Below are 21,094 nucleotides of genomic sequence, written 5' to 3' on the forward strand. Positions count from 1 at the left end.
TGTCTGTGACGAAGATGTCGCCTGACACACCGCCCCGCCGGCAAGCCGTGCTGCTACGGAGCGTTGATAGCCTCAGGTGTAGAGATCGTCACGAGTCCACGGCAGGTCATGGCCGCCATCTGCACGCGGCTTGACCGCCAGAATCTGATGCAGGTTGATCCAGCCCTTGGAGAACGCATAGGCGCAGCCCGCCAGGTAAAGCCGGAAAATGCGCAGCGCCTGCTCAGGCACCATCGCCGCCGCCACGTCCAGTTTCTCTTCCAGGCGCAGGCTCCAGTGATCCAGGGTCTTGGCGTAATGCAGGCGCAGGCTTTCGACGTCCACCACCTCCAGCCCCGCCTCGCTGATGAAGCCGGTGATCATCGACAGGTGCGGTAACTCGCCGTTGGGAAACACGTAGCGATCGATGAAGTCCCCTGCCCCGCGCCCGACCGGGCGGCCGTCAGTGTGCTTGGCGGTGATGCCGTGGTTCATCACCAGGCCACCCTCCTTCACCGCCGCGAACAGGCACTGGGCATAGAGTTCGAGATTGGCGTGGCCGACGTGCTCGAACATGCCGACGCTCACCACTTTGTCGAAGCGGCCGTCCTTGGGCAAGTCGCGGTAATCCAGCAGCTGCAGCTCGACGCGGTCTTCCAGCCCCTCGGCCTTCACCCGCTCGCGAGCCAGCGCCAGCTGTTCACGGCTCAAAGTAATGCCAAACACCTTCACGCCGTATTCGCGTGCGGCAAAGCGTGACAGCCCGCCCCAGCCGCAACCGACATCGAGCAGGTACTCGCCGGGCTTGAGGCGCAGCTTGCGGCACAGGTGATGGAATTTGTCCTGCTGCGCCTGATCCAGCGTCTCGTTGCCGGTCTTGAAGTAGGCGCAGGAATAGACCATGTCCTTGTCCAGCCAGAGCCGGTAGAAATCATTGGACAGGTCGTAGTGGTAGGAAATCGACTTGGCGTCGGTCTCCTTGTCGTGTTGCGTGCGAGTGGGCAGGTTGGCGTCGTCTTCGTCGCCCAGCGCCTGGGTCAGCTCATCGCAGACCCGCATCACTTCGCTGATCGAGCCTTCCAGCTCCAGGCGGCCTTCGACGAACGCGCTACCTAAAAGGTCGAGGCTGGGGTGAGTGAAGTCGGACACCAGTGCCGGATCTTTCACCACAATGGTGACGCTGGGGTCGGACCCCAGATCAAACTCGTTGCCATCCCAAAGCTTGAGTCGTAGAGGCAAATGAAGCTTCTGTAACGCCGGTGGAAGTTGCGCAAGCATTGAGATATCCCCCTGATCCGGAAACACGGAAAAGGGTAGTCCAAAACCGGCTCCGCGAGAGGAACCGTCAGGCTATCGGCTTTGTTATGAAGTGCTGCGAAAAATCTGAAATCGAGTACGGCCCTGTACTCCGGATTTCCAGCCAATGCGAAGCCTGCGATGGAGCACCCTCTTCATGACTGACTGATAATTTGTTACAGAGTTCTTCAAAGCTCAAGCGAATTTTTATACTTAGGCGACGCCTGAAAACCAGTGCTCTGGGCGCAAGCACCGGCTGTCGAGGGTTGCGGGGAATTATGAAATTTTGCCGATGGGCTCGTGGAATCGCAGCAAGCGGCCTGCGTTGCCGAGCACCAGCAAAGTGCTGAGGTTGTGCAGCACGGCGGCGATCATCGCGCCTGCCGCGCCGAGTACACCGAATGCAGCCAGCGCGACGATGGCCAGCGTCCAGCCCAGGCCGATGATCACGTTGACCTGCAGCGTGCTGCGGCACTGCCGGCTCAGTCGCACACAAGTGCCCAAGCGACGCAGGTCGCTGCCGATCAGCACGATGTCAGCGGACGCCAGGGCGATGTCTGCCCCGCCCGCGCCCATCGCGACGCCTACCACACCGGCCTTCAAAGCCAGCGAGTCGTTGATGCCGTCGCCCACCACCATCGGCCGGAAGCCGCTTTTGATCTCGCCCATCACGCGATTGAGTTTGTCCTCAGGCAGGGCCTGGGCATGAATGTCGCTGATGCCGACTTCATGCCCGAGGCTGTCGGCCACGCTCTGACGGTCGCCGGTGAGCAGCAACTGACGGCCCATGCCCAGCTCGCGCAACTCGCCCAACGCCTGGCGCGCTTCGGGTTTGAGGCTGTCGGCCAGCAGCAGCCAGGCGAGGAATACGCCATCGACCGACAGCCCGGCGATCGGGCCGTCGTGTTGCGGCACTGGCGAGGTGGCGATGCCCAGCTGCGCGAACAGCTCGGGCCTTCCCAACGCGGCTTCCCCACGCTCGGTGCCGGCGACGACGCCCAGGCCCTGACGTTCGCGAATGTCCTGCAGTGCCAGCAACTGATCCTTCTCGACCAGCCCCGCGAGTGCTCGGCTGACCGGGTGGCTGCTGGCCGAACCGAGGCTTGCGGCCAGGGCGAGCACGTCGTCACCCGCGCCCTCCTCGGCCTGCACCGATTGCAGGCGCAAGCTGCCGTAAGTCAGGGTCCCGGTCTTGTCGACCACCAGCGAGGTCAGGTCAGCCAGCTCTTCGAGAAACGCCGAGCTGCGGATCAGAATGCCGTGACGCGCTGCCACGGCGATCCCGGCAATCGCTGTCGCCGGGGCGGACAACACCAGCGCACAAGGGCACGCGGCAACCAGCACCGCGAGCATGGCCTGGGCGTTGTTGGTGATGAACCAGGTGACGGCAGCGATCAGCAACACCAGCACCATGTAGCTGCCGGCATAGCGCTCCAGCAGACGAGTGATCGGCGGTTTGGAGCGCTCGGCGCTTTGCATCAGGGCGATGACCTTGCCCAGCGTCGACTCGTTGCCGATGCGCGTCACTTCAATGCGCAGCAGGCCGTCGAGGTTGATCGCGCCGCCGAACACTTCCATGCCTGCCCGCGCTTCCAGCGGCACCGACTCGCCGGTGATCGGCGCGGTGTCGAGGCTCGCCTGGCCTGACATGACCATGCCGTCGGCAGGCACGCGGTCGCCCGCGCGCACTTCGACCCGGTCGCCGGCCACCAGCGTGCCGTTGTCCACCTCACGGATGGTGCCGTCGGCCAGGATCAGCCGCGCGTGGCTGCGGGTCAGTTTGCCCAGCGCCTGAATCGCTTCCTGCGAGCCAATGACGCTGCGCTCTTCCAGCACGTGGCCGAAGATCATGATGATCGGCAGCAAGGCCGCGGTCATCAGATCGCCCGTGGCCCAGGCACCGAGCATGGCCAGGGCGATCAACTGATCGGTGATGCCGTGCAGGCTCGGATAGCGCAGGCTGTGCCAACCGGCACTGACCACCGGAATCGCCACCAGCAACGAGGCCGCACCCAGCAGCAACTGGCTGACGCCCGTTTGCTCAGGCGCAAAGAAACGCCAGACCAGCCCCAGCGCCAGCAGCCCCAGCGCGAGCATCGCCAGGGTCAGCTGGCGCGCGGCACTGCGCTGCTCGGTGCTGGTGAGCATGCTGCCGGACTCGGCATGACCATGGCCGTGATCGTGATCGTGATCGTGATCGTGGGAATGGTTGTGAACGGCTTCGCCACTCATTTGTCGGCTCCCTGAATGATCAGGCGTGAATCGTCATGGGGGTCGACCGTCGTCACCGACCCTGCCTGCTTGAGAATGCCCGGCACGCGCTCGCGGTAGATGCGCAGCAGCAAGCCGGGGTCGCTCTTGTTCTGGATCGACTGCGCCAGGCCCGTCACCGCAGCGGTGTCGGTCTGTGCCTTGGCCAGGCGTTCGGACGCTTGCGCATGGGCGACTTGCAGCGTGCGATCGGCTTGCTGATTGGCGGTCTGGTTCTGTTTTTCCGCATCGGTGCGGGCATTGGCCACGGCCTGATCGGCCTGCTGGCTGGCCGTCAGCACGGCATTGAATGCGTTGACGGCGGCCGCCGGCAGGCTGGATTGCACATCCACCCGCACCACCTCGACACCCAGGCCGACGCCTGTGGCGGTCAGCGCTTCGAGCCGCTGATTGATGCCCTGCACCAAATCGCCGCGCAGGCGTTCACGGCGTTCTGCCGACTGGCTGTCCGACCCGAGCAGCTCAGGCCGCGCCACCAGAATCGTGTCCAGATCCCGCGCAGCCGTGAGGCTCACGGCGCTGCGATTGACCAGCCGATCCAGCGCAGGCAGCACGTGTTCGCCCTGCAAGACGAATTCGCGAGGGTCGGTCACCTTGTAGTACGCCGTCACGTCCAGCTGTACGACACCGGCGTCACCGGTCAGCAGAAAACCTGAACCGGCCAGGGCATCGCTCATCGGCGTGGCAAAACTGGTGACCTTGTCGGCGGCCAGCGCCGTGGGCGAGCGCAGCAAAGTTTCGACATGGCGCTCGATCACCCGGTCGGCCGAAGGCAGCAGCACCACCTGCTCGAACGGCTGCGGCCAGGCCAGCAGGAGCCCTGCGTTCTGCACCCGATCCAGTTCGCCGAAGCGGAACACCACGGCGCGATTCTGCGGGTCGATCTGGCGCACGTTGGAAACGGCCCAGCCGAGCGCGGCGAGCAAAGTCACCACGTACAAACCCATGAAGGCCAGGCGGCTGGCCTGCAGCCACGGGCTGTTGACCGGCGGGCGCTCGATTTGCATCGAGTCGTGCTCACTCATGGCTGCGTTCCGCTTTTGTTGTCTGGCTTGCCATCGAGCTGCGGCGGGCCGTCCACCAGCACGCGGAACGGCGCGGCGTCAGTGCGCAGGATCAGCTTGGTGCTCGGGCCGACCACAGAGCCCAGCGTGTCCAGCGAGCGCAGCAAGTTGTAGAGCTGCGGCGAACTGGCGTAGGCGCGGCCGTAGATCAGCGCGGCCTCGACACGGGACTGCGCCTCGATGTCGGCGGCTTTCACGGCGGCATCTGCCTCGACAATGCGCGCGTCACGCTCGGCGGCGGAACGAATCTGCGCGGCTTCGCGCTTGCCGATCGCGGTGCGTTCGGTGGCGATGGTTTCGCGCTCAGCGCGCATGCGGTCAACCGTGGCGTTGAGCGTCACCGATGGCAATGTCAGACGTTCCACCCCCACCTGTAGGACGCGAACGCCGTAGGTGGTGAGCAGCTGCTTGTCGATCTGCTGGCGCAGCTGGTTTTCGAAATCGCCGATGCGCACCTGGCTGGCGTCGGTGTTGACCAGGCTCGACAGGTCGAAACTGGCCGCCGTGGTTTCCAGCGCCGAGCCGACGAAGGTACGAATCTGCCGCGCGGCTTCGTCAGGCTGGTTCTGCACCGCGCGCATGAAGCGCTTCACGTTGTCCGGGTCGCCCTGCACCTGCCAGGCCACATAGGCCTGAACGATGATGCGCAGGCCATCGCGGGTGCCGACGTCCTGCAAGCCACTGGAGGTGGTGCGCAGGCGCAGGTCCACGGGGATTGCCGCTTCGAACGGCGCCGGCCAGCGCCAGCTCAGGCCCGGGTCGAGCAGCACGCGGGCCGGATTGCCGAAGCGGGTGACGACCGTCGCCTCGCCGGAGCGCACCTGCACCAGGCTCGCCGCGGCCACCGCGAAGGCAATCAGCACCGCTGCCAGCCCCGCGCGACGCCACGGGAATGCAGCCGGGCCCGACTCGTCGCCGTGGTGATGATGGTGACCGTGGTGATGGCCGTGGCCGTGACCGGAATGATCGTGGGAATGAAACAGACTCAAGGGACGACTCCTTATTCAGCCACTGGCTGTTCGGCTGATTTGGGCGACGCCGCTGGGTCGACCGGAAGAGTGAAAGAACGCAGATCGATGGTCGGCGCGCTGCTGCCGCCCAGGCGATGATCCAGCACGAGCAATTTGGCGTGGGTCATGCCCTGGGTCAGCTGGCTCAGGTACTGCTCCAGCAGGAAGGCCTGGCCGGCCTTGGCATAGCCCTGCTGTTCGGCGCTAAAGCGCAGGTCGGCGCTTTGTGCCGTGGCCATGACTTCACGGGACGTCGCCGCCGCCTGATCGTGGGCGATGCTCGCATGCAGTTGCGCAAGGTTGGCCTGATCGGCCGCTGCGCCACGCTCGCGGGCGATCAGCGACTGCGCGCTGATCTGCGCCGCCTGCACCGAGTGATAGGCATTGGCCGCGCCCGCTGGCGGATGGATCGATTCGACCACTGTGGCGAGAATTTCCACGCCGCTGTCGAGCTTCTTCAGGTCGCGCTGCACGGCGCTGCCGATGTCGTCGGCCAGATCCGTGCGCTGCTCGCCGAGCAATTCGTCCAGCGTGCGCGAGGCGAAATCGTGGACCAGCACGCGGCTGGCGGTGCTGCGGATCAGGCTCGGAATGTCGGCGCTGTTGTAGGTCGCCGCCATTGCCGCCTCATCGCTCAGGCCGATGCGATAGACGAAGCGCACATCCATGTTGACGATCTGGAAGCTCTGCTTGTCGCCCGAACCGCTGGCGATGACCTGGGATTTGTCGTTGATGTGGGTGGCGTCCCACAGCCGGTTGGCAACCGTGGGCGGCGGGCCTTCGGCGGTATCGGGGGTCTGCTCGGCATTGCCGGGGCTCGCGTTACTGGCTTTGGTATTGCTGGCTTTGGCAGTGTTGTCCTTGCTGGCGTCTTCCGAAACGCTGGTTGCCAGCTCATGCACCACGCCGTTTTCGACCGCCAGAACGGTGCCGAACGGCCACGGCAAACCAGCGTGCAGCCCCGGCCCCATGACCTCGACCGGCTTGCCGAAGCGCTCGTAGATGCCACGGCCCTGCATGGGGATTTCATGCACGCCACTGAGCGCCCAACCGAGCAGGACGATAACGGCGAGCACAGGAACAAAGGCCCGGCGCATGTAGGTAAACGCCCAGACCTGGCGCAGGTCGATGCCGAAGCGGTTGTGCAATTCGTTCTGCAGCGCTGTCAGCGGGCGCGGCGGCCAGCGCAGCAAACCTGCGACGAAACTGCTGGCCACCAGCCGTGGCTCGAGCCGTTCGTTGCGCGGGCTGAACACCGAGAGCAATGCGCGGGTCAGCAACTCGACCGCCACCAGCCCCGGCAGCAGCCCGATCAGCACGGCCAGGCGCGCCGGCCAGATTCGATCCGGCGAAGAGAAGAACAGGCAGAACGCCGCCACCAGCAAGGTGCCGATCGACACCTTGGCGATTTGCGCCAGTTGCTCGGCTTCGGGCCAACTGGCTTTGGATTCGTTGCTGAACTGGCGCTCCAGCACCAGCAAGCCAAAGGCGATCAGCAGCAACAGCCCGGCGACGACGCTGCCTGTCAGGCCCACGCCGGTGCCGATCAACGTCAGGTTCCAGATCATCGAAATGCTTATTAGCGCCAGCAGCGACCAACCCGCCAGCCAAAACACCGGCACGCCAATCTGCCCGACCATCGACGCCCCTGCCCCGCCGATTCGCGCCAGCAGGCGGTCGTACCAGCCTGGCTCCGGCGCATCCTCGGCAGCACTTTCGCCTGTGGCCTCATCAGGCGCCAGCACCTGCGCGCGCCACAGGGCAACCACCAGCGTCGACTGCAACGCCGAAGCGAGCACCAACAGGCTGGCCGCGCTGTTGGTCAGCACCGCGGTCCACAACGAATTCGGGGAAAACAGATCGACGAACAGCGAGACCACCAGCCCCACCACGCCCATGCCACCCAGCACATAGGTCAGCCGGGACAGGCGCCTCGCCTGAAAGCCCGCTCGCTGAAACCTTGGCAGGCTTGCAGGTTCCACACCCTCGACATCATCCAGATCAACCCGCATCGATACTCCAGAACCCGCTGAACGCTTTGGTCATTACATTTACTGCCCCGCAGGCAGCCGTGGATTCACTGGCTGAAACAAATATCTACGGGGCGTTACGATATAACAGAAGTGGTGAAATTTTCGTCCCGCCATATCAGCTGAACATGACGAATTCTTCACCCAGACAGCCAGCAGACAGGTTAGCGCTTCAGGGGCATGAGCAAGCCGGTTTTTCTGCGTTCAGGCCTTGCATCGGGCGGCGCCACAGCGTCAGATACGCCGTACAAAAATCCGCCGAAAATAATACAGATCCACTTGTCCGGGTACGCGCGCGTCGCGGCCTCGCAAGTGGGTTCCGGAGCCCCGCCCGATGCGTCAATTGCCCTCGCTGAACACTCTGCGCATCTTCGAAGAAGTGGCCAGGCATCGCAGTTTCAGCAAGGCGGCCGAGTCGCTGAACGTCACCCAGGGCGCGATCAGCCGACAGATCAAACAGCTTGAGGACTACCTCGGTGTCACCCTGTTCATACGCACACCTCGGGGGCTTTCGCTCACGGAAACAGGCGCGGCACTGTCGCCGAATCTGGCCCAGGCCTTCGACCATATCGAACGCGCCCTGCAGGCCGTGCGCGTGCCGAACCTGCGCCAGCGCCTGCGCATCCTCGCCCCGCCGACCTGGGCCACGCGCTGGCTGTCGGTGCAGCTGCGCACCTTCGTGCAACGCTACCCGGACATCAGCCTGAGCGTGACCAATCAGGCCAGCCATGAAGGCTTTGCCGAAATCGACTGCCGGATCCGCTTCGGCCTGGACGCCGACCCCAATTGCGAAAGCCAGCTACTGGTGATGGAACGGCACGTCGCGGTCGCCAGCCCCGAGCTGTTCGAGAATGGCGAGCAACCGGATCTGCGGCGCTTTCCATTGCTGCATATCCTGCACGAAGGCAAGCGGCTGAAGGTGTGGGAAAACTGGCTCAGCGCGGTGGGAAGAATCGATGTCGATGCGACTCAGGGCCTGGAATTCAGCACACTGGATCAGGTGATCAATACCACCCTGGCGGGCGGCGGCCTGGCCGTGATCGACCGGCAGATGATCGAGCGCGAACTGGCCAACGGCAGCCTGCTGCCGATCACCCCGGTGGAAGTGATCGGCCCCTATGGCTACTGGCTGGACGTGCCCCATGACAAGCAGGGGTTGTCGAAGGTGAGGCTGTTTACGGAGTGGTTGAGTCTGGTAACCAATCCCTGATTCCGAAGTTCAACACCCCGCTGGAATTTACGAACCACCTGTGGGAGTGAGCTTGCTCACGAAAGGGCCAGTACATGCTCCATTGATGTTTGCTCTGGAAGTCCGCATTCGTGAGCAAGCTCACTCCCACAGTTTTTCATCGAACACACTCTTCGCGTCAGGCGCGGGAGGTCAACGCAGGCTCGGTCACCGGCGAAACATCTCCCTCCTTCACCGTACACGCCTGATTCAACGTCAGCGCCTTGGTCTCCGGCGCCCAGGCCCAAGAGATCAGCGCGCCGAGGGCGAGAATCGCGGCGAGGATGCCCATGGTCGGGCTCAGGCCGATGCCGGCGACGCTGATCGGCAACAGGAAAGTGCTGATCGCCGAACCCAGACGGCTCACCGCCGTGGCCAGGCCGATGCCGCTGGCGCGCACTTCGGTAGGGAAGCTTTCTGCCGGGAACACGCCCACCAGATTACTCACCGCCGACAGCACCAGGGTGAACAGCGCGAACGCCGCCACCATCAACACCGCCGAGCTGCTCGGCAACACCGCCAGCAGGAACAGCGCAATGGCCAGAATGATGAACGAGTTGATCAAGAAACCCCGACGGGTGAATTTGATCGTGCACCAGATGCCGATCAAGGCGCCGAGGATCAACAGCATGTTGAGCATCAGTTCGGTGCCGAAGCCTTCGGCCAGGCCCATCTTCTGCAGGATCGACGGCAGGAAGGTGTAGATGGCGAAGTACGGCATCACGATGCACACGAAGAACAGGCAGTTGAACAGCGTGCGGGTGCGGTACTCGGGGCTGAACAGGATCGCGTAGCCGGAACGGGTGTCGCTGCTGCGTTCTTCATCGAGCACCACGTTGTCGCCCAGGTACTTTTTGACGATGGCGCGGGCTTCCGCGACGCGGCCCTGATTGATCAGCCAGCGTGGCGATTCCGGCGTGCCGATGCGCGCCAGCAGGATCAGTGCGGCCGGAATGGCCGAGGACGACAGCATCCAGCGCCAGGCGTCGTCACCCAGCGACAGCATCGCGGTGCCGACGAAGGTCGAGGCTACGTAGCCGAAGGTCCAGATCACACTGAACGAGCCCAGCAAGACGCCACGATGTTTCTTCGGCGAGAACTCGGCGAGCATGGCGTGGCCGACGCTGAAGTCGCCGCCAAGGCCGATGCCGATCAGCACACGGCAGAGGAACAGTTGCATCGCGGTCTCGGCGTAGAACTGCATGACCGATGCGATGGTGATCAGGATGAAGCTGACCAGAAAGATCTTCTGGCGCCCCACCCGATCGGAAATCCAGCCGAAAAACAGGCTGCCCAGAAACAGCCCGATCAGCGCCGAGGCACCGATCAGTCCCTGCCAGAAAGCGTCCAGTTGCAGCTGCGGGCTGAGCAGCGTGAACGCGATCCCGATCAGACCCAGAATGTAACCGTCGGTGAAGTGCGCACCGAAGGTCAGGCCTGCGATCTTGATGTGGAATTTACCGATTGGCAGATCGTCGATTTTTACCGGTTGAACGGACATGTTTGCCTCCAGTTATTGTTATTGACGGAGAAGCGAAACCGATTCCCTCTGTGGGAGTGAGCTTGCTCACGAAGAAATGGATCACACACCAAGCGATGTCTGATCCTGCGCTTTCGTGAGCAAGCTCACTCCCACCGAGGGCCAATGAGACTTACAACCCACCCATCAGCAGGTATTTGATTTCCAGATAGTCTTCCAGACCGTAACGCGATCCTTCGCGCCCCAACCCCGACTCCTTGATGCCGCCAAACGGCGCCACTTCCGTGGAGATGATTCCCTCGTTGATCCCGACCATGCCTGCCTCCAGGCCTTCAGCCATGCGCCAGACCCGGCCGATGTCGCGGCTGTAGAAGTACGCCGACAGCCCGAACGGTGTGTCGTTGGCGCGCTGCAGCACTTCGGCTTCATCCTTGAAGCGGAAACACGCGGCGACCGGGCCGAAGGTCTCTTCCTGAGCGATCAGCATCCGGTCGTTCACTTCAGTGATCACGGTCGGCTCGAAGAAGGTGCCGCCCAGCGCGTGACGCTGGCCGCCGCAGAGCAATTTGCCGCCCTTCTCCAGCGCATCGCCCACGTGCTGCTCGACCTTGCCCAGCGCCGCGTTGTTGATCAGCGGGCCCTGCTCGGTTTCGCCTTCCAGTGCGTTGCCGACACGCATCGCCGCGACGGCTTCGGCCAGCTTGCGGGTGAAGGCGTCGTACACGCCGTCCTGAATGAAGAAGCGGTTCACACAGACGCAAGTCTGGCCGGTGTTGCGGAATTTCGACGCCATCGCGCCTTTGACGGCGGCATCCAGGTCCGCGTCATCGAAGACAATGAACGGCGCGTTGCCACCCAGTTCCAGCGAGACCTTTTTCAGGGTGTCGGCGGCCTGGCGCATCAGCAGTTTGCCGACGCGGGTGGAGCCGGTGAACGACAGCTTGCGCACCACAGGCGAGGCTTGCAGCGCGCCGCCGATGGCTACCGCATCACCCGACACGATGTTGAACACGCCCGGCGGGATACCGGCCTGCTCGGCCAGCACCGCCAGGGCGAAGGCCGACAGCGGGGTCTCTTCCGAAGGCTTGAGGATCATGGTGCAGCCTGCGGCCAATGCCGGGCCGACCTTGCGGGTGACCATCGCCAGCGGGAAGTTCCACGGCGTGATCGCCGCGACCACGCCGATGGCTTCCTTGGTCACGACAATGCGCGCGTCAGGCTTGTGGCTGGGAATCACGTCGCCATAGGCGCGCTTGGCTTCCTCGCCGAACCACTCCAGAAAGCTCGCCGCGTAGACCACCTCACCCATGGCCTCGGCCAGCGGCTTGCCCTGCTCACGACTGAGCAACGTCGCCAGCTCACGCTGATGGCTGAGCATCCGCTCGCTCCAGCGCTTGAGTTTGACGCTGCGCTCTTTGGCGGTGAGCTTGCGCCAGGCCGGCAATGCACGTTGAGCGGCGGCGATGGCCAGATCGGTTTCCTCGGCCCCGCCCTTCTGAACGTTGGCGATCAGCTCGCCGGTCGCCGGGTTGGACACCGGATAGGTCGGGCCGCCGACCGTCCACTGGCCGTCGATGTAATGCCCGTCTCGAATCAGCGCGCTCATGCCACGGCCTCGGTCAGGCTGAAGGCTTCAGTGGCCGGACGCGGCGTGCGCAGGATGCGCTTGCCGGCGGTGTAATCGTTGATCACGTCGCACGGCGTGTAATTGCGCTCCAGCTCGAACAGCTCGTCGGCGTCCAGCCTGGTTTCCAGTGCCGCCAGGGCGCTGTCGAATTGCTCGGTGGTGTCGGCACCGACCAGCATGCAGTCCACGCCCGGGTGATTGGCGACCCAAGCCTGGGCGATCTGCGCGTTGGACACGCCGCGACGCTGAGCCACACGCTGCACCGAATGGGCGATCTGGAACGAGGCTTCGTCGCTGTACATCTGCTGGGTGAAGAAGTCGGTCTGGTTGCGGGTCGACTTCACATCGCCGGTCAAAAGGCCCCGCGCCAGCGGGCTGAACACCGAAACGCCTAAGCCCTGATCGCGGCAGAACGGGATCATCTCGCGCTCTTCTTCGCGGTAGGCGCAGTTCAGTTGCAACTGCATGTTGATCGGCTTGACCCAGCCATTGCGCTCGCAGGCCATGAGGATCTTGGCCAGTTGGCCGGTGAGCATGGTCGAGACGCCGATGTAGCGCGCCTTGCCGGAACGCACGATGTCGTTCATGGCGCTCATGGTTTCTTCGACCGGGGTGTTCACGTCGAAGTAATGCAGCATGAACACGTCGACGTAATCCATGCCCAGGCGGCTCAGGGAGGCGTCGATGCTGTCCATGATGTGCTTGCGCGAGTGGCCGCTGGCGTTCTTGCCGGGGCGGGTGCCGTAGCCGACCTTGGTGGTGATGACCAGGTCTTCGCGACGGGCCAGGCGCTTGACGATGCGGCCGACTACTTCTTCGCCGACGCCGGCGGAGTAGAAGTCCGCGAGATCGATGAAGTTCACCCCGTTGTCCAGCGCGTGCTTCACGATCGGCTCGCTTTTCTTCTCGTCGAAGATCCACGGCTTCCAGTCAGGGGTGCCCATATTCATGGTGCCCAGGCACAGGCGCGACACTTCGAGGCCCGAATTTCCCAAACGAATGTATTGCATGGCGCGGACCTCAGGCTTTTGGCGTGTAGAAAGGGTTGCTGATGCGGTCGACCACGTCGGCCAGTTGCGAGCGCTCGGGCTTGCCGGTCAGGGCGGCGCGGATCGCGGTGCGGCAGGCGTTGTAGTTGTTCAGGTAGACGGCATCCAGGTCGTCGCAGGCCGGGTTGACCCAGTTGGCAGTGACGATGGCCCACTCGTCTTCGGCTTCGGCGGGCAGCGTGCCATCGAGCAGCGCTTCGGTGACGGCCTTGGCGATACCGGCCTGGGACGCGCCCCAGGTGGCGTTGCCGTGCAGATCGCTGCCGATCGCGGCCTTGTTCACGTAGAGGGTCATGGGTTTGACCGGGATGTTCGGCTGGGCGATGACCATGAACGGGCAGTGGCCCTGGCTTGGCGACGCCAGGCTGTTGGCGAACGCTTGGCCAGCCGGGCCGTTGCGCGGGCCGATCAGGATGTTGATGTGGGCAGCATTGACGCCAGGGCCTTCGAAGCCTTCGCCGATGTAGAGGTCGAGTTGTTTCATGAGCGTGTTCTCCGGGAAGGGACAATCGGAGAGCGCCGCAGGGGGCTGGAAGTCATATCGCAAGCGCTCTTTGTTGTTGTGGGTGAGCTGTGATGCGATTTGTATCACCGGGTTTTTGGCGGGCAGTAACCATAAAAACTCAAGGGGGTATGAGTTGCGGTAATACCCTGAAGCCTCACTCGATCTGTAGGAGCGAATTCATTCGCGAAGGATTTACCAGGCGCTACAGAGGCGTCGCTCGTACCGCCCAATCGCGAATGAATTGGCTCCTACCGGGTGAGCATTCAGCCGCTGCAGGCGCACCAACCTTGCACTATGCTCCCAGAAAGTTATCCACAGGGTCCGAGGCGCGCCGCGATGCTGACCACTCTCAATGCCTGGCTCCAGAAACTGCTGCATCCAGTGGCCAATATTCTGTTCGACGACGGCGTGCGGGCGATCCATGTCACGCTCTGCGCCGGGCTCATTTCAGTGGCCGTGGGCGTTCTGGTTGCCGCGTTCGCGTTCTACCCGTGGATGTTTCTGCTGATTCCGGTCTGGATGCTGATCCGCATGCTGTTCAACGCCGTCGAGGCGGTGCTGGCGGGCGAGTTCGGCCAGCATTCGAGATTGAGCACCTGCGCCCACGAGCTGAGCACTGTGGTGGCTGAAACCGCTCTGTTCCTGCCGTTTGCGGTGATTCCAAAGGTCAGCCTGTTGCTGGTGCTGCTTGTTACATTGCTGGCGATTCTCAGCGAATTTGCAGGCCTGCTGGGGCCCGCAATCAAAGCCTCGCGCAGGCTCGACGGGCCGATGAAACACGACATCCGCATGCTGTGTTTTGCCGTTTTCGGCGTCGGCATCGGCTCCGGTTACGTGCTGACCGCCCCCATCAATATCGCGCTGGCAGTGATGGCGATCTTGCTGCTGGTGACGATTTTCAAACGGATCCGCGGCGCCGTGGCGGAAGTCACCAAGCCTGCCGAAGTGACCGAACCCAAGGTTTATGCACAAGAGTGACCGGCACTGTTTCAACAGCTTTACACACACCCTGCCAACAGTTTATCCACAGGCCGTTTCCGGAGGCTTGAAAGCCCGCCTCTTGACCTCGAATCACTTTTCGAAGAAATATTACGATCGTAATTTTATTCAACCAAGGCATCTCGGAGCGCCGTCAGGGAGCGGCTACGCTTCCCTGCATTGTCGATTCTTCCTTCAGGAGTACAGCTATGAGTCAGTACGACGTTGTCATCATCGGCGGCGGCCCGGGCGGCTACAACGCAGCCATTCACGCCGGTCAGAAAGGCCTCAAAGTCGCCTGCGTCGAAGGCCGTGAAACCCTGGGCGGCACCTGCCTGAACGTTGGCTGCATCCCGTCCAAATCCCTGCTGCACGCCTCCGAGTTGTACGAAGCAGCTGCAGGCGACGAATTCAAAAAGCTCGGTATCGAGGTCACGCCCACCTTGAACCTGTCCCAGATGATGGCGCAGAAGGTCGAGAGCGTGACCGGGCTGACCAAGGGCATCGAGTTCCTGTTTCGCAAGTACAAGGCCGAGTGGATCAAGGGCTGGGGCCGCATCGCCGGGCCCGGCAAGGTGATCGTCAAGGACGCCAGCGGCAACGAGACCGAGCTGACGGCCAAGGACATCATCATCGCCACCGGCTCCGAGCCCACTCCCCTGCCCGGCGTCACCATCGACAACCAGCGGATCCTGGATTCCACCGGCGCCCTGTCCCTGGCCGAGGTGCCGAAACACCTGGTTGTGATCGGCGCTGGGGTAATCGGCCTGGAGTTGGGTTCGGTGTGGCGCAGGCTGGGGGCCAAGGTCACGGTGGTGGAATTTCTCGATCACGTCGCCCACGGCTCGGACCTTGAAACCGGCAAGACCCTGCACCGTTCGCTGTCACGTCAGGGCATGAACTTCAAGCTCAGCTCCAAGGTGACCTCTGCCGTTTCCAGCGACACCGGCGTGAGCCTGACCGTCGAGCCCGCCGCCGGCGGCGAAGCCGAAGTGATCGAAGCGGACTACGTGCTGGTGTCCATCGGCCGACGCCCGGTGACGAAAGGTCTGGGCCTTGAAACCGTGGGGCTGGAAGTCGACAAGCGCGGCGTGCTGGCCAACAACGGCCATCGCACCGCAGTGGACGGCATCTGGGTCATCGGCGACGTGACGTCCGGGCCAATGCTGGCGCACAAGGCCGAAGACGAAGCGGCCGTGTGCGTCGAACGCATCGTCGGCAAGAAGGGCGAGCTGAACTACAACCTGATCCCGAACGTGATCTACACCCGGCCGGAAATGGCCAGCGTCGGTAAGACCGAGGAGCAACTGAAAGAGGAAGGCCGCGCCTACAAGGTCGGAAAATTCCCGTTCAGTGCCAACAGCCGGGCCAAGGTCAATCACGAGTCAGACGGCTTCGCCAAGGTGCTGGCCGACGAGAAGACCGACGAGATCCTTGGCGTGCATTTGGTAGGACCCAGCGTCAGCGAGATGATTGCCGAGTATTGCGTGGCGATGGAGTTCGCGGCATCGGCCGAGGACGTGGCGCTAACCTGCCACCCTCACCCGACCCGCTCCGAGGCCTTGCGCCAAGCGGCGATGGGGGCGGGAGGGCATACCACCCAGGCTTAAGCCGAATTTTGCCCCCGTAGCAGCACGGCTTGCCGGCGGGGGGCGTGCTCAGGCGGATCAAACCGGCAAATGCGCAAGCGGCAGCGGCGCCTGGGACTTGAGCGTGCGAATCGCGAAGTTGCTACGGATGTCGCGCACGCTGGGCATTTTTAACAGCGTTTCGGTGAGAAATCGGTCATAGCTGCGCAGGTCAGGGACGACCACATGCAGCAAAAAATCCGACTCGCCCGACACCAGATGCGCCGCAATCACTTCAGGCAATGCCGACACCATCTGATGAAATTTCTGCGCCTCATCTTCGTGATGGCGGTCGACTTTCACCCCGATAAACACCGTCATTCCCAATCCCAGTGCATCGGCATCCAGCGTGGCCTGGTAACCCCGGATCACCCCGGCCTCTTCCAGCTGCCGCACCCGGCGCAGGCAAGGCGACGCGGACAGGCCGATTTCATCTGCCAGCTGCACGTTGGTCAAACGACCGTCCCGTTGCAGCGCATTGAGGATTCGGCGGTCGTAGGCGTCGAGCTTCACATTTTGGTTGTTTGGCATAACTGAAACCTTCAAGGCACCTGTAGAGGCAGGAAATGCCAATACTAGGCCACTCAAGGGTCAAACACGCAAGCACCTGCCTCGACCTTCAGTCGTAGAATTTTCCTCCATCACCCGCTCCCGGAGAGCCGAAAGATGGAAGGTTTGACCCTGTTTATCGTGGCGCTGTCGATGATCCTGCTGGTGCCCGGCCCGGACATGATCCTGTTGCTGCAGACCGGCGCCCGCCATGGTCGAGCCAGCGCACTGGCCACGGCGTTGGGTCTGGCGTTCGCCCGCGGCTGCCATGTTGCGCTGGCGGCGTTGGGCCTGGCGACGCTGTTCAAGGTCTCGCCCTGGACGTTCGAGGCGGTGCGTATCGTCGGCGCGGCCTATCTGCTGTGGCTGGGTCTGAAGATGTTCAAACCCGGCGCGATGCTGGCGCAGGCCTCGTCCGGCGCCGGGGAAAGCCGTATCTCCTGGCGCACCGCCATATTGCGCGGCCTGCTGACCAACCTGCTCAATCCCAAGGCGCTGTTGTTCTGCTCCGTGCTGCTGCCGCAGTTCATCGATCCGGCGGCCGGGTCAGTGCCAGGCCAGTTCGCCCGATTGGGGGCGATTCTGTTGGTGGTCGGGCTCTCTTTCGACAGCGTCTACGCCATGGCGGGCGGCTGGATTGGCCAGTGGATCGCGCGCAGCCACACTGCCCAGCGGGTCCAGCAATGGCTGTTTGGCAGCCTGTTGATCGGCTTTGCCGTGCGTCTGGCGTTCATACAACAGGCGTAGCATCATCCCCGGAAACAATTTGGCGATCTGCCAGTAGCGCCCTGAAACGATTTTTTCGCTTTTTTGCGAACAAGAAGCCGAGATTGTTATCTGTTTGTTGGTAATTTGCGTTCGGCAAGGATTGGGAAAGCGCACTTCATCGTGCAGGAAAGCACGGCATTTCTTCAGAGGCTTCACCTTATGAATCGCAGGAATCTCCTGAAAGCTTCCATGGCGCTGGCAGCCTATAGCGCGCTACCGGCTTCAGGGCTCTACACGGCACGCGCGCTGGCAGCAGCCGCCGACGGCGACGCCGAGCATTTCGACTTCAAGACCTTGCAGGACCTGGCCAAGCAAATGGCCGGCAAAGCCTACGTCAGCACCAAGCAGAACCTGCCGCCGACCCTGGCGAACATGACGCCGCAGCAGTTCAACGCGATCAAATACGACGCCGGTCATTCCCTGTGGAACGACGTCAAGGGCCAGCTGGACGTGCACTTCTTCCACGTCGGCGCCGGTTTCAAGACCCCGGTGCGCATGTTCAGCGTCGACCCTGCGACCCAGCAGGCGCGTGAAGTGCATTTCCGCCCCGAACTGTTCAACTACGAAGCCAGCCGCATCGACCAGAGCCAGCTCAAGGGCGACCTGGGTTTTGCCGGCTTCAAGCTATTCAAGGCGCCGGAAATCGCGATCAACGACATTCTCTCGTTCCTCGGCGCCAGTTATTTCCGCGCCATCGACAGCAACAAGCAGTACGGCCTGTCGGCCCGCGGCCTGGCGATCGACACCTACGCGCATCGCCCTGAAGAATTCCCGGACTTCACCAAATTCTGGTTCGAAAAGCCGACCAAGGACGCCACCCGCTTCGTGGTCTACGCGTTGCTGGACTCGCCGAGCGCGACCGGCGCCTACCGCTTTGACATCGACTGCCAGGCCGACCGCGTGGTGATGGACGTCGACGCGCACATCAATGCCCGCGCCGACATCGAGCAACTGGGCATCGCCACCATGACCAGCATGTTCAGCTGCGGCACCCACGAGCGCCGCATGTGCGACACCATCCACCCGGAAATCCACGACTCGGATCGCCTGGCCATGTGGCGCGGCAATGGCGAGTGGATCTGCCGCCCGCTAAACAACCCGGCCAAGCTGCAGTTCAACGCCTTCGCCGACAAGGACCCGAAAGGTTTCGGCCTGGTGCAGACCGATCACGACTTCAAGACCTATCAGGACACCGTGGACTGGTACCACCGCCGGCCGAGCCTGTGGGTCGAGCCGACCACCGCCTGGGGCGAGGGCTCCATCGATCTGCTGGAGCTGCCGACCACCGGCGAGACGCTGGATAACATCGTCGCCTTCTGGAACCCGCGCGACCCGGTGAAAGCCGGGATGTCGATGAACTTCGGCTACAAACTCTACTGGAGCCCGCTGCCACCGGTGAGCACGCCGCTGGCGCAGGTGCATGCAACGCGCTCCGGCATGGGCGGCTTCATCGAAGGCTGGGCGCCGGGCGAGCATTACCCGGATGTCTGGGCGCGGCGCTTTGCCGTGGACTTCAATGGCGGCGGCCTGGATCGCCTGCCCGAGGGCTCGGGCATCGAGCCTGTGGTGACGGTGTCCAATGGCAAGGTTCAGGATTTCAACGTGCTGGTGCTGCCGGACATCAAGGGCTTCCGCGTGACCTTCGACTGGTACCCGACCAACGATTCGGTCGATCCGGTGGAAATGCGCATGTTCATCAAGACCGGCGATCGCACGCTCAGCGAGACCTGGCTGTACCAGTACTTCCCGCCACCGGCTGACAAGCGGCGGTATACCTGAGGCATTCGCATGAACCGCCTCACACGCTGATTTGACGCACACCTGTGGGAGGGAGCGGCTGCCTCCCACAGGCCTTGCGGGCAGAAGCCCCGTGAAGTCACGCCGAGCCTGGCGATGACTCTTGTGCGATCACAGGAATACGCTGCTTGGGCTGCGTGATGTCATACACGTTTTGCTCACAGCCCTGCCCAACGATCATGAATTCAACCAGGTATGTTTTTTGCCGTTCAGGTGTGAACGTGGATCTCAGCGGGCCACAGTTATAAGCAAACTGTTTCTCAATTCCGGAGAGTTCCACGGCCAAACCAAGCAGGCCCGTTCGTATAGGCCTTCGGATACGAACACTTGAAAATCCATCAATCTCGATCGCCTCTCCATGATTGGCTGTTAACTCCAACTGCGGAAAATTCTTCACCACTGCGCTGTGGGTCACTTCACTCATTTTCGCAATCCAGCCGAACACTTTGCCGCGACCAGAATCCACCACGTTACCCAAAACTTCTGGACGACGATCAACGTCTTGACTACGCCGCACCGAGAACTTCACAGGGTGCGTGAAACCCGCTGACTTCATGATGACTTTGGCCTGATCAGCATTGGCGACCACGGTGTCTTGCTTGAGCTGGATTCCATCTCTAAGAAAGGTCGCGGAGGAATCTCGCGTGTTGGAACTGCATCCTGCCAGTGCAATAGAGGCAGCCAGCAATAGCTTGGTTTTCATAAAACTTCCTTTTATAGGTGTCCGTGGGATATTGCGTTAGAAATAGTTAAACGAGCGTCAATCCGGTAGTGCTGACTAAGCGTCCAGAAAGAACTCAATGCACCTATCTTCCAGCACATCATTTACCATCTATCAAAAGTAGCCGATTAAGACCAGAAACAATTGTATCTGGGCTAACATAGATTATTGAGCAGTGAACTTATTAAGATTCAAAAACTATGCAATTAGCTCCGACTGCATACTCGTAGGAGCGAAAAAAATAGAAAACCATCTAATCAACATTAGACAGCCCGTTTTCGTCAATGCGCTCTATCTGAAAAATCAAGGTGGAAAAGTCTACCAACTCAGTACCGCCACTGCACTCCAATTTCGTAAAACGTTCTCCTTCCGTAACTAAAATCCCCGAATTTCCAATCCAAGCCTGCACAATATCGTTCACCCGCCAAACGTTCCATATTTTTAATTCGCAATCTTGTTTGGACACTATCGAAAACAGGACTGATTCTGGGCTTGTATCAGACCATAGAATAACTTCGGAGTGGCGCTGGGCGTTAACATCCAATTCACCTTTCAGTACTTTTATACGCAATCCCGATGTTAGATGCGAGGAAAAATAAAGTCTTCGCGCTAAAAACATACTTCTTCCTGCTTTTATTTTTTTTTTAAAAATCGGATACACAAAACGCCCTGAACACTCAATCGGAGCACCGTGTGTTCTCTGAAAAATAGAAGAAAGTGTTTCCTTCATTGCTTAGCCCTCTGGCTTTCTTTAAGATTCAGCAGCCTGCCACTCACATAATATACCACCTAGATAATTAGTAATGATTTAGGATAATCATCAGCCCTTAGGGCTAGCAACTTTACTGCCACCACACTTTCGAGCTTCTTATCTTTGATTAAAAAGCTCATATACCCACTTCACCAATTCTTCTGGTGAAGTTGTTTCTTTTCTTAAGCATTCTTCACCGCGATCTTTCGCAACAATAGCATATTTTCCTGCATCATTGATTTCTATATATGGCGAGCCAAACTCATCCACCTCACTTCCTAATGGAAATTTTTCATATGGATCCCCTTGATCACGCGCGTATTTGAAAAAACACTCGGCTAACTGTTCAAAATCCATCGCTAC

General features: G+C 61.5%; 18 protein-coding genes. 5 read left to right on the top strand and 13 right to left on the bottom strand.

Annotated features, from left to right (window positions below; all coding sequences use genetic code 11):
* Positions 1-72: 72 nt before the first annotated feature.
* From cfaB to hflK, 5 genes are all read right to left on the bottom strand, one after another.
* Complete coding sequence (gene cfaB, locus AC1MEK_RS16715; RefSeq protein WP_480397391.1) at positions 73-1,257, bottom strand: C17 cyclopropane fatty acid synthase CfaB; 1,185 nt, start codon at positions 1,255-1,257, stop codon at positions 73-75.
* A gap of 294 nt (positions 1,258-1,551) precedes the next feature.
* A complete protein-coding gene (locus AC1MEK_RS16720) occupies positions 1,552-3,423 on the bottom strand; it encodes a cation-translocating P-type ATPase (protein WP_480397497.1) in 1,872 nt (623 codons plus the stop codon).
* 80 nt (positions 3,424-3,503) lie between these two features.
* Complete coding sequence (locus AC1MEK_RS16725; RefSeq protein WP_480397392.1) at positions 3,504-4,571, bottom strand: SPFH domain-containing protein; 1,068 nt, start codon at positions 4,569-4,571, stop codon at positions 3,504-3,506.
* A complete protein-coding gene (hflC, locus tag AC1MEK_RS16730; protein ID WP_480397393.1) occupies positions 4,568-5,599 on the bottom strand; it encodes a protease modulator HflC in 1,032 nt (343 codons plus the stop codon). The genes AC1MEK_RS16725 and hflC overlap by 4 nt, the downstream gene beginning before the upstream one ends.
* Positions 5,600-5,610: 11 nt before the next feature.
* Positions 5,611-7,632, bottom strand: coding sequence for a protease modulator HflK (gene hflK, locus AC1MEK_RS16735; RefSeq protein WP_480397394.1), 2,022 nt, complete (start codon positions 7,630-7,632; stop codon positions 5,611-5,613).
* Positions 7,633-7,984: 352 nt separating this feature from the next.
* Here hflK and AC1MEK_RS16740 point away from each other — a divergent pair, with 352 nt between their 5' ends.
* Complete coding sequence (locus AC1MEK_RS16740) at positions 7,985-8,860, top strand: LysR substrate-binding domain-containing protein (RefSeq protein ID WP_480397395.1); 876 nt, start codon at positions 7,985-7,987, stop codon at positions 8,858-8,860.
* Positions 8,861-9,017: 157 nt separating this feature from the next.
* On the opposite strand, the gene AC1MEK_RS16745 is transcribed toward AC1MEK_RS16740, so the two are convergent.
* From AC1MEK_RS16745 to fae, 4 genes are all read right to left on the bottom strand, one after another.
* Complete coding sequence (locus AC1MEK_RS16745) at positions 9,018-10,379, bottom strand: MFS transporter (RefSeq protein WP_480397396.1); 1,362 nt, start codon at positions 10,377-10,379, stop codon at positions 9,018-9,020.
* 151 nt (positions 10,380-10,530) lie between these two features.
* Complete coding sequence (locus AC1MEK_RS16750) at positions 10,531-11,964, bottom strand: NAD-dependent succinate-semialdehyde dehydrogenase (RefSeq protein ID WP_480397397.1); 1,434 nt, start codon at positions 11,962-11,964, stop codon at positions 10,531-10,533.
* On the bottom strand, positions 11,961-12,995 hold the full coding sequence (locus AC1MEK_RS16755) for an aldo/keto reductase (RefSeq protein ID WP_480397398.1): 1,035 nt from the start codon (positions 12,993-12,995) through the stop codon (positions 11,961-11,963). The genes AC1MEK_RS16750 and AC1MEK_RS16755 overlap by 4 nt, the downstream gene beginning before the upstream one ends.
* Positions 12,996-13,005: 10 nt before the next feature.
* Positions 13,006-13,518: a formaldehyde-activating enzyme gene (fae, locus tag AC1MEK_RS16760; RefSeq protein WP_480397399.1), complete on the bottom strand. Its 513-nt coding sequence runs from the start codon at positions 13,516-13,518 to the stop codon at positions 13,006-13,008.
* A 357-nt stretch (positions 13,519-13,875) separates the two neighbouring features.
* Here fae and AC1MEK_RS16765 point away from each other — a divergent pair, with 357 nt between their 5' ends.
* Positions 13,876-14,517 carry a CDP-alcohol phosphatidyltransferase family protein gene (locus AC1MEK_RS16765; protein ID WP_480397400.1) on the top strand — a complete coding sequence of 214 codons (642 nt, stop codon included), beginning with the start codon at positions 13,876-13,878 and terminating at the stop codon, positions 14,515-14,517.
* Positions 14,518-14,726: 209 nt separating this feature from the next.
* Positions 14,727-16,127 (top strand): dihydrolipoyl dehydrogenase, encoded by a 1,401-nt coding sequence (lpdA, locus tag AC1MEK_RS16770; RefSeq protein ID WP_480397401.1) that lies wholly within the window; start codon positions 14,727-14,729, stop codon positions 16,125-16,127.
* A 57-nt stretch (positions 16,128-16,184) separates the two neighbouring features.
* Here the strand turns inward: lpdA and AC1MEK_RS16775 are convergent, their stop codons facing one another.
* Positions 16,185-16,658 carry an Lrp/AsnC family transcriptional regulator gene (locus AC1MEK_RS16775; RefSeq protein WP_480397498.1) on the bottom strand — a complete coding sequence of 158 codons (474 nt, stop codon included), beginning with the start codon at positions 16,656-16,658 and terminating at the stop codon, positions 16,185-16,187.
* Positions 16,659-16,811: 153 nt separating this feature from the next.
* Here AC1MEK_RS16775 and AC1MEK_RS16780 point away from each other — a divergent pair, with 153 nt between their 5' ends.
* Together AC1MEK_RS16780 and AC1MEK_RS16785 are read left to right on the top strand one after the other, a co-directional pair.
* The gene (locus tag AC1MEK_RS16780; protein ID WP_480397402.1) at positions 16,812-17,441 is read left to right on the top strand and encodes a LysE family translocator; all 630 of its coding nucleotides are present in this window, start codon (positions 16,812-16,814) and stop codon (positions 17,439-17,441) included.
* Positions 17,442-17,621: 180 nt separating this feature from the next.
* Entirely contained in the window at positions 17,622-19,241 is a 1,620-nt protein-coding gene (locus AC1MEK_RS16785; RefSeq protein WP_480397403.1) for a glucan biosynthesis protein, read from the top strand.
* Positions 19,242-19,338: 97 nt separating this feature from the next.
* Here the strand turns inward: AC1MEK_RS16785 and AC1MEK_RS16790 are convergent, their stop codons facing one another.
* The 3 genes from AC1MEK_RS16790 to AC1MEK_RS16800 all read right to left on the bottom strand — a co-directional run bounded on the left by AC1MEK_RS16790 (position 19,339) and on the right by AC1MEK_RS16800 (position 21,088).
* Positions 19,339-19,962, bottom strand: coding sequence for a hypothetical protein (locus AC1MEK_RS16790; RefSeq protein ID WP_480397404.1), 624 nt, complete (start codon positions 19,960-19,962; stop codon positions 19,339-19,341).
* A gap of 271 nt (positions 19,963-20,233) precedes the next feature.
* Positions 20,234-20,710: a hypothetical protein gene (locus tag AC1MEK_RS16795; RefSeq protein WP_480397405.1), complete on the bottom strand. Its 477-nt coding sequence runs from the start codon at positions 20,708-20,710 to the stop codon at positions 20,234-20,236.
* 138 nt (positions 20,711-20,848) lie between these two features.
* The gene (locus AC1MEK_RS16800) at positions 20,849-21,088 is read right to left on the bottom strand and encodes a hypothetical protein (RefSeq protein ID WP_480397406.1); all 240 of its coding nucleotides are present in this window, start codon (positions 21,086-21,088) and stop codon (positions 20,849-20,851) included.
* Between the last annotated feature and the right edge of the window lie 6 nt (positions 21,089-21,094).

This window comes from Pseudomonas sp. 2 (assembly GCF_056627435.1).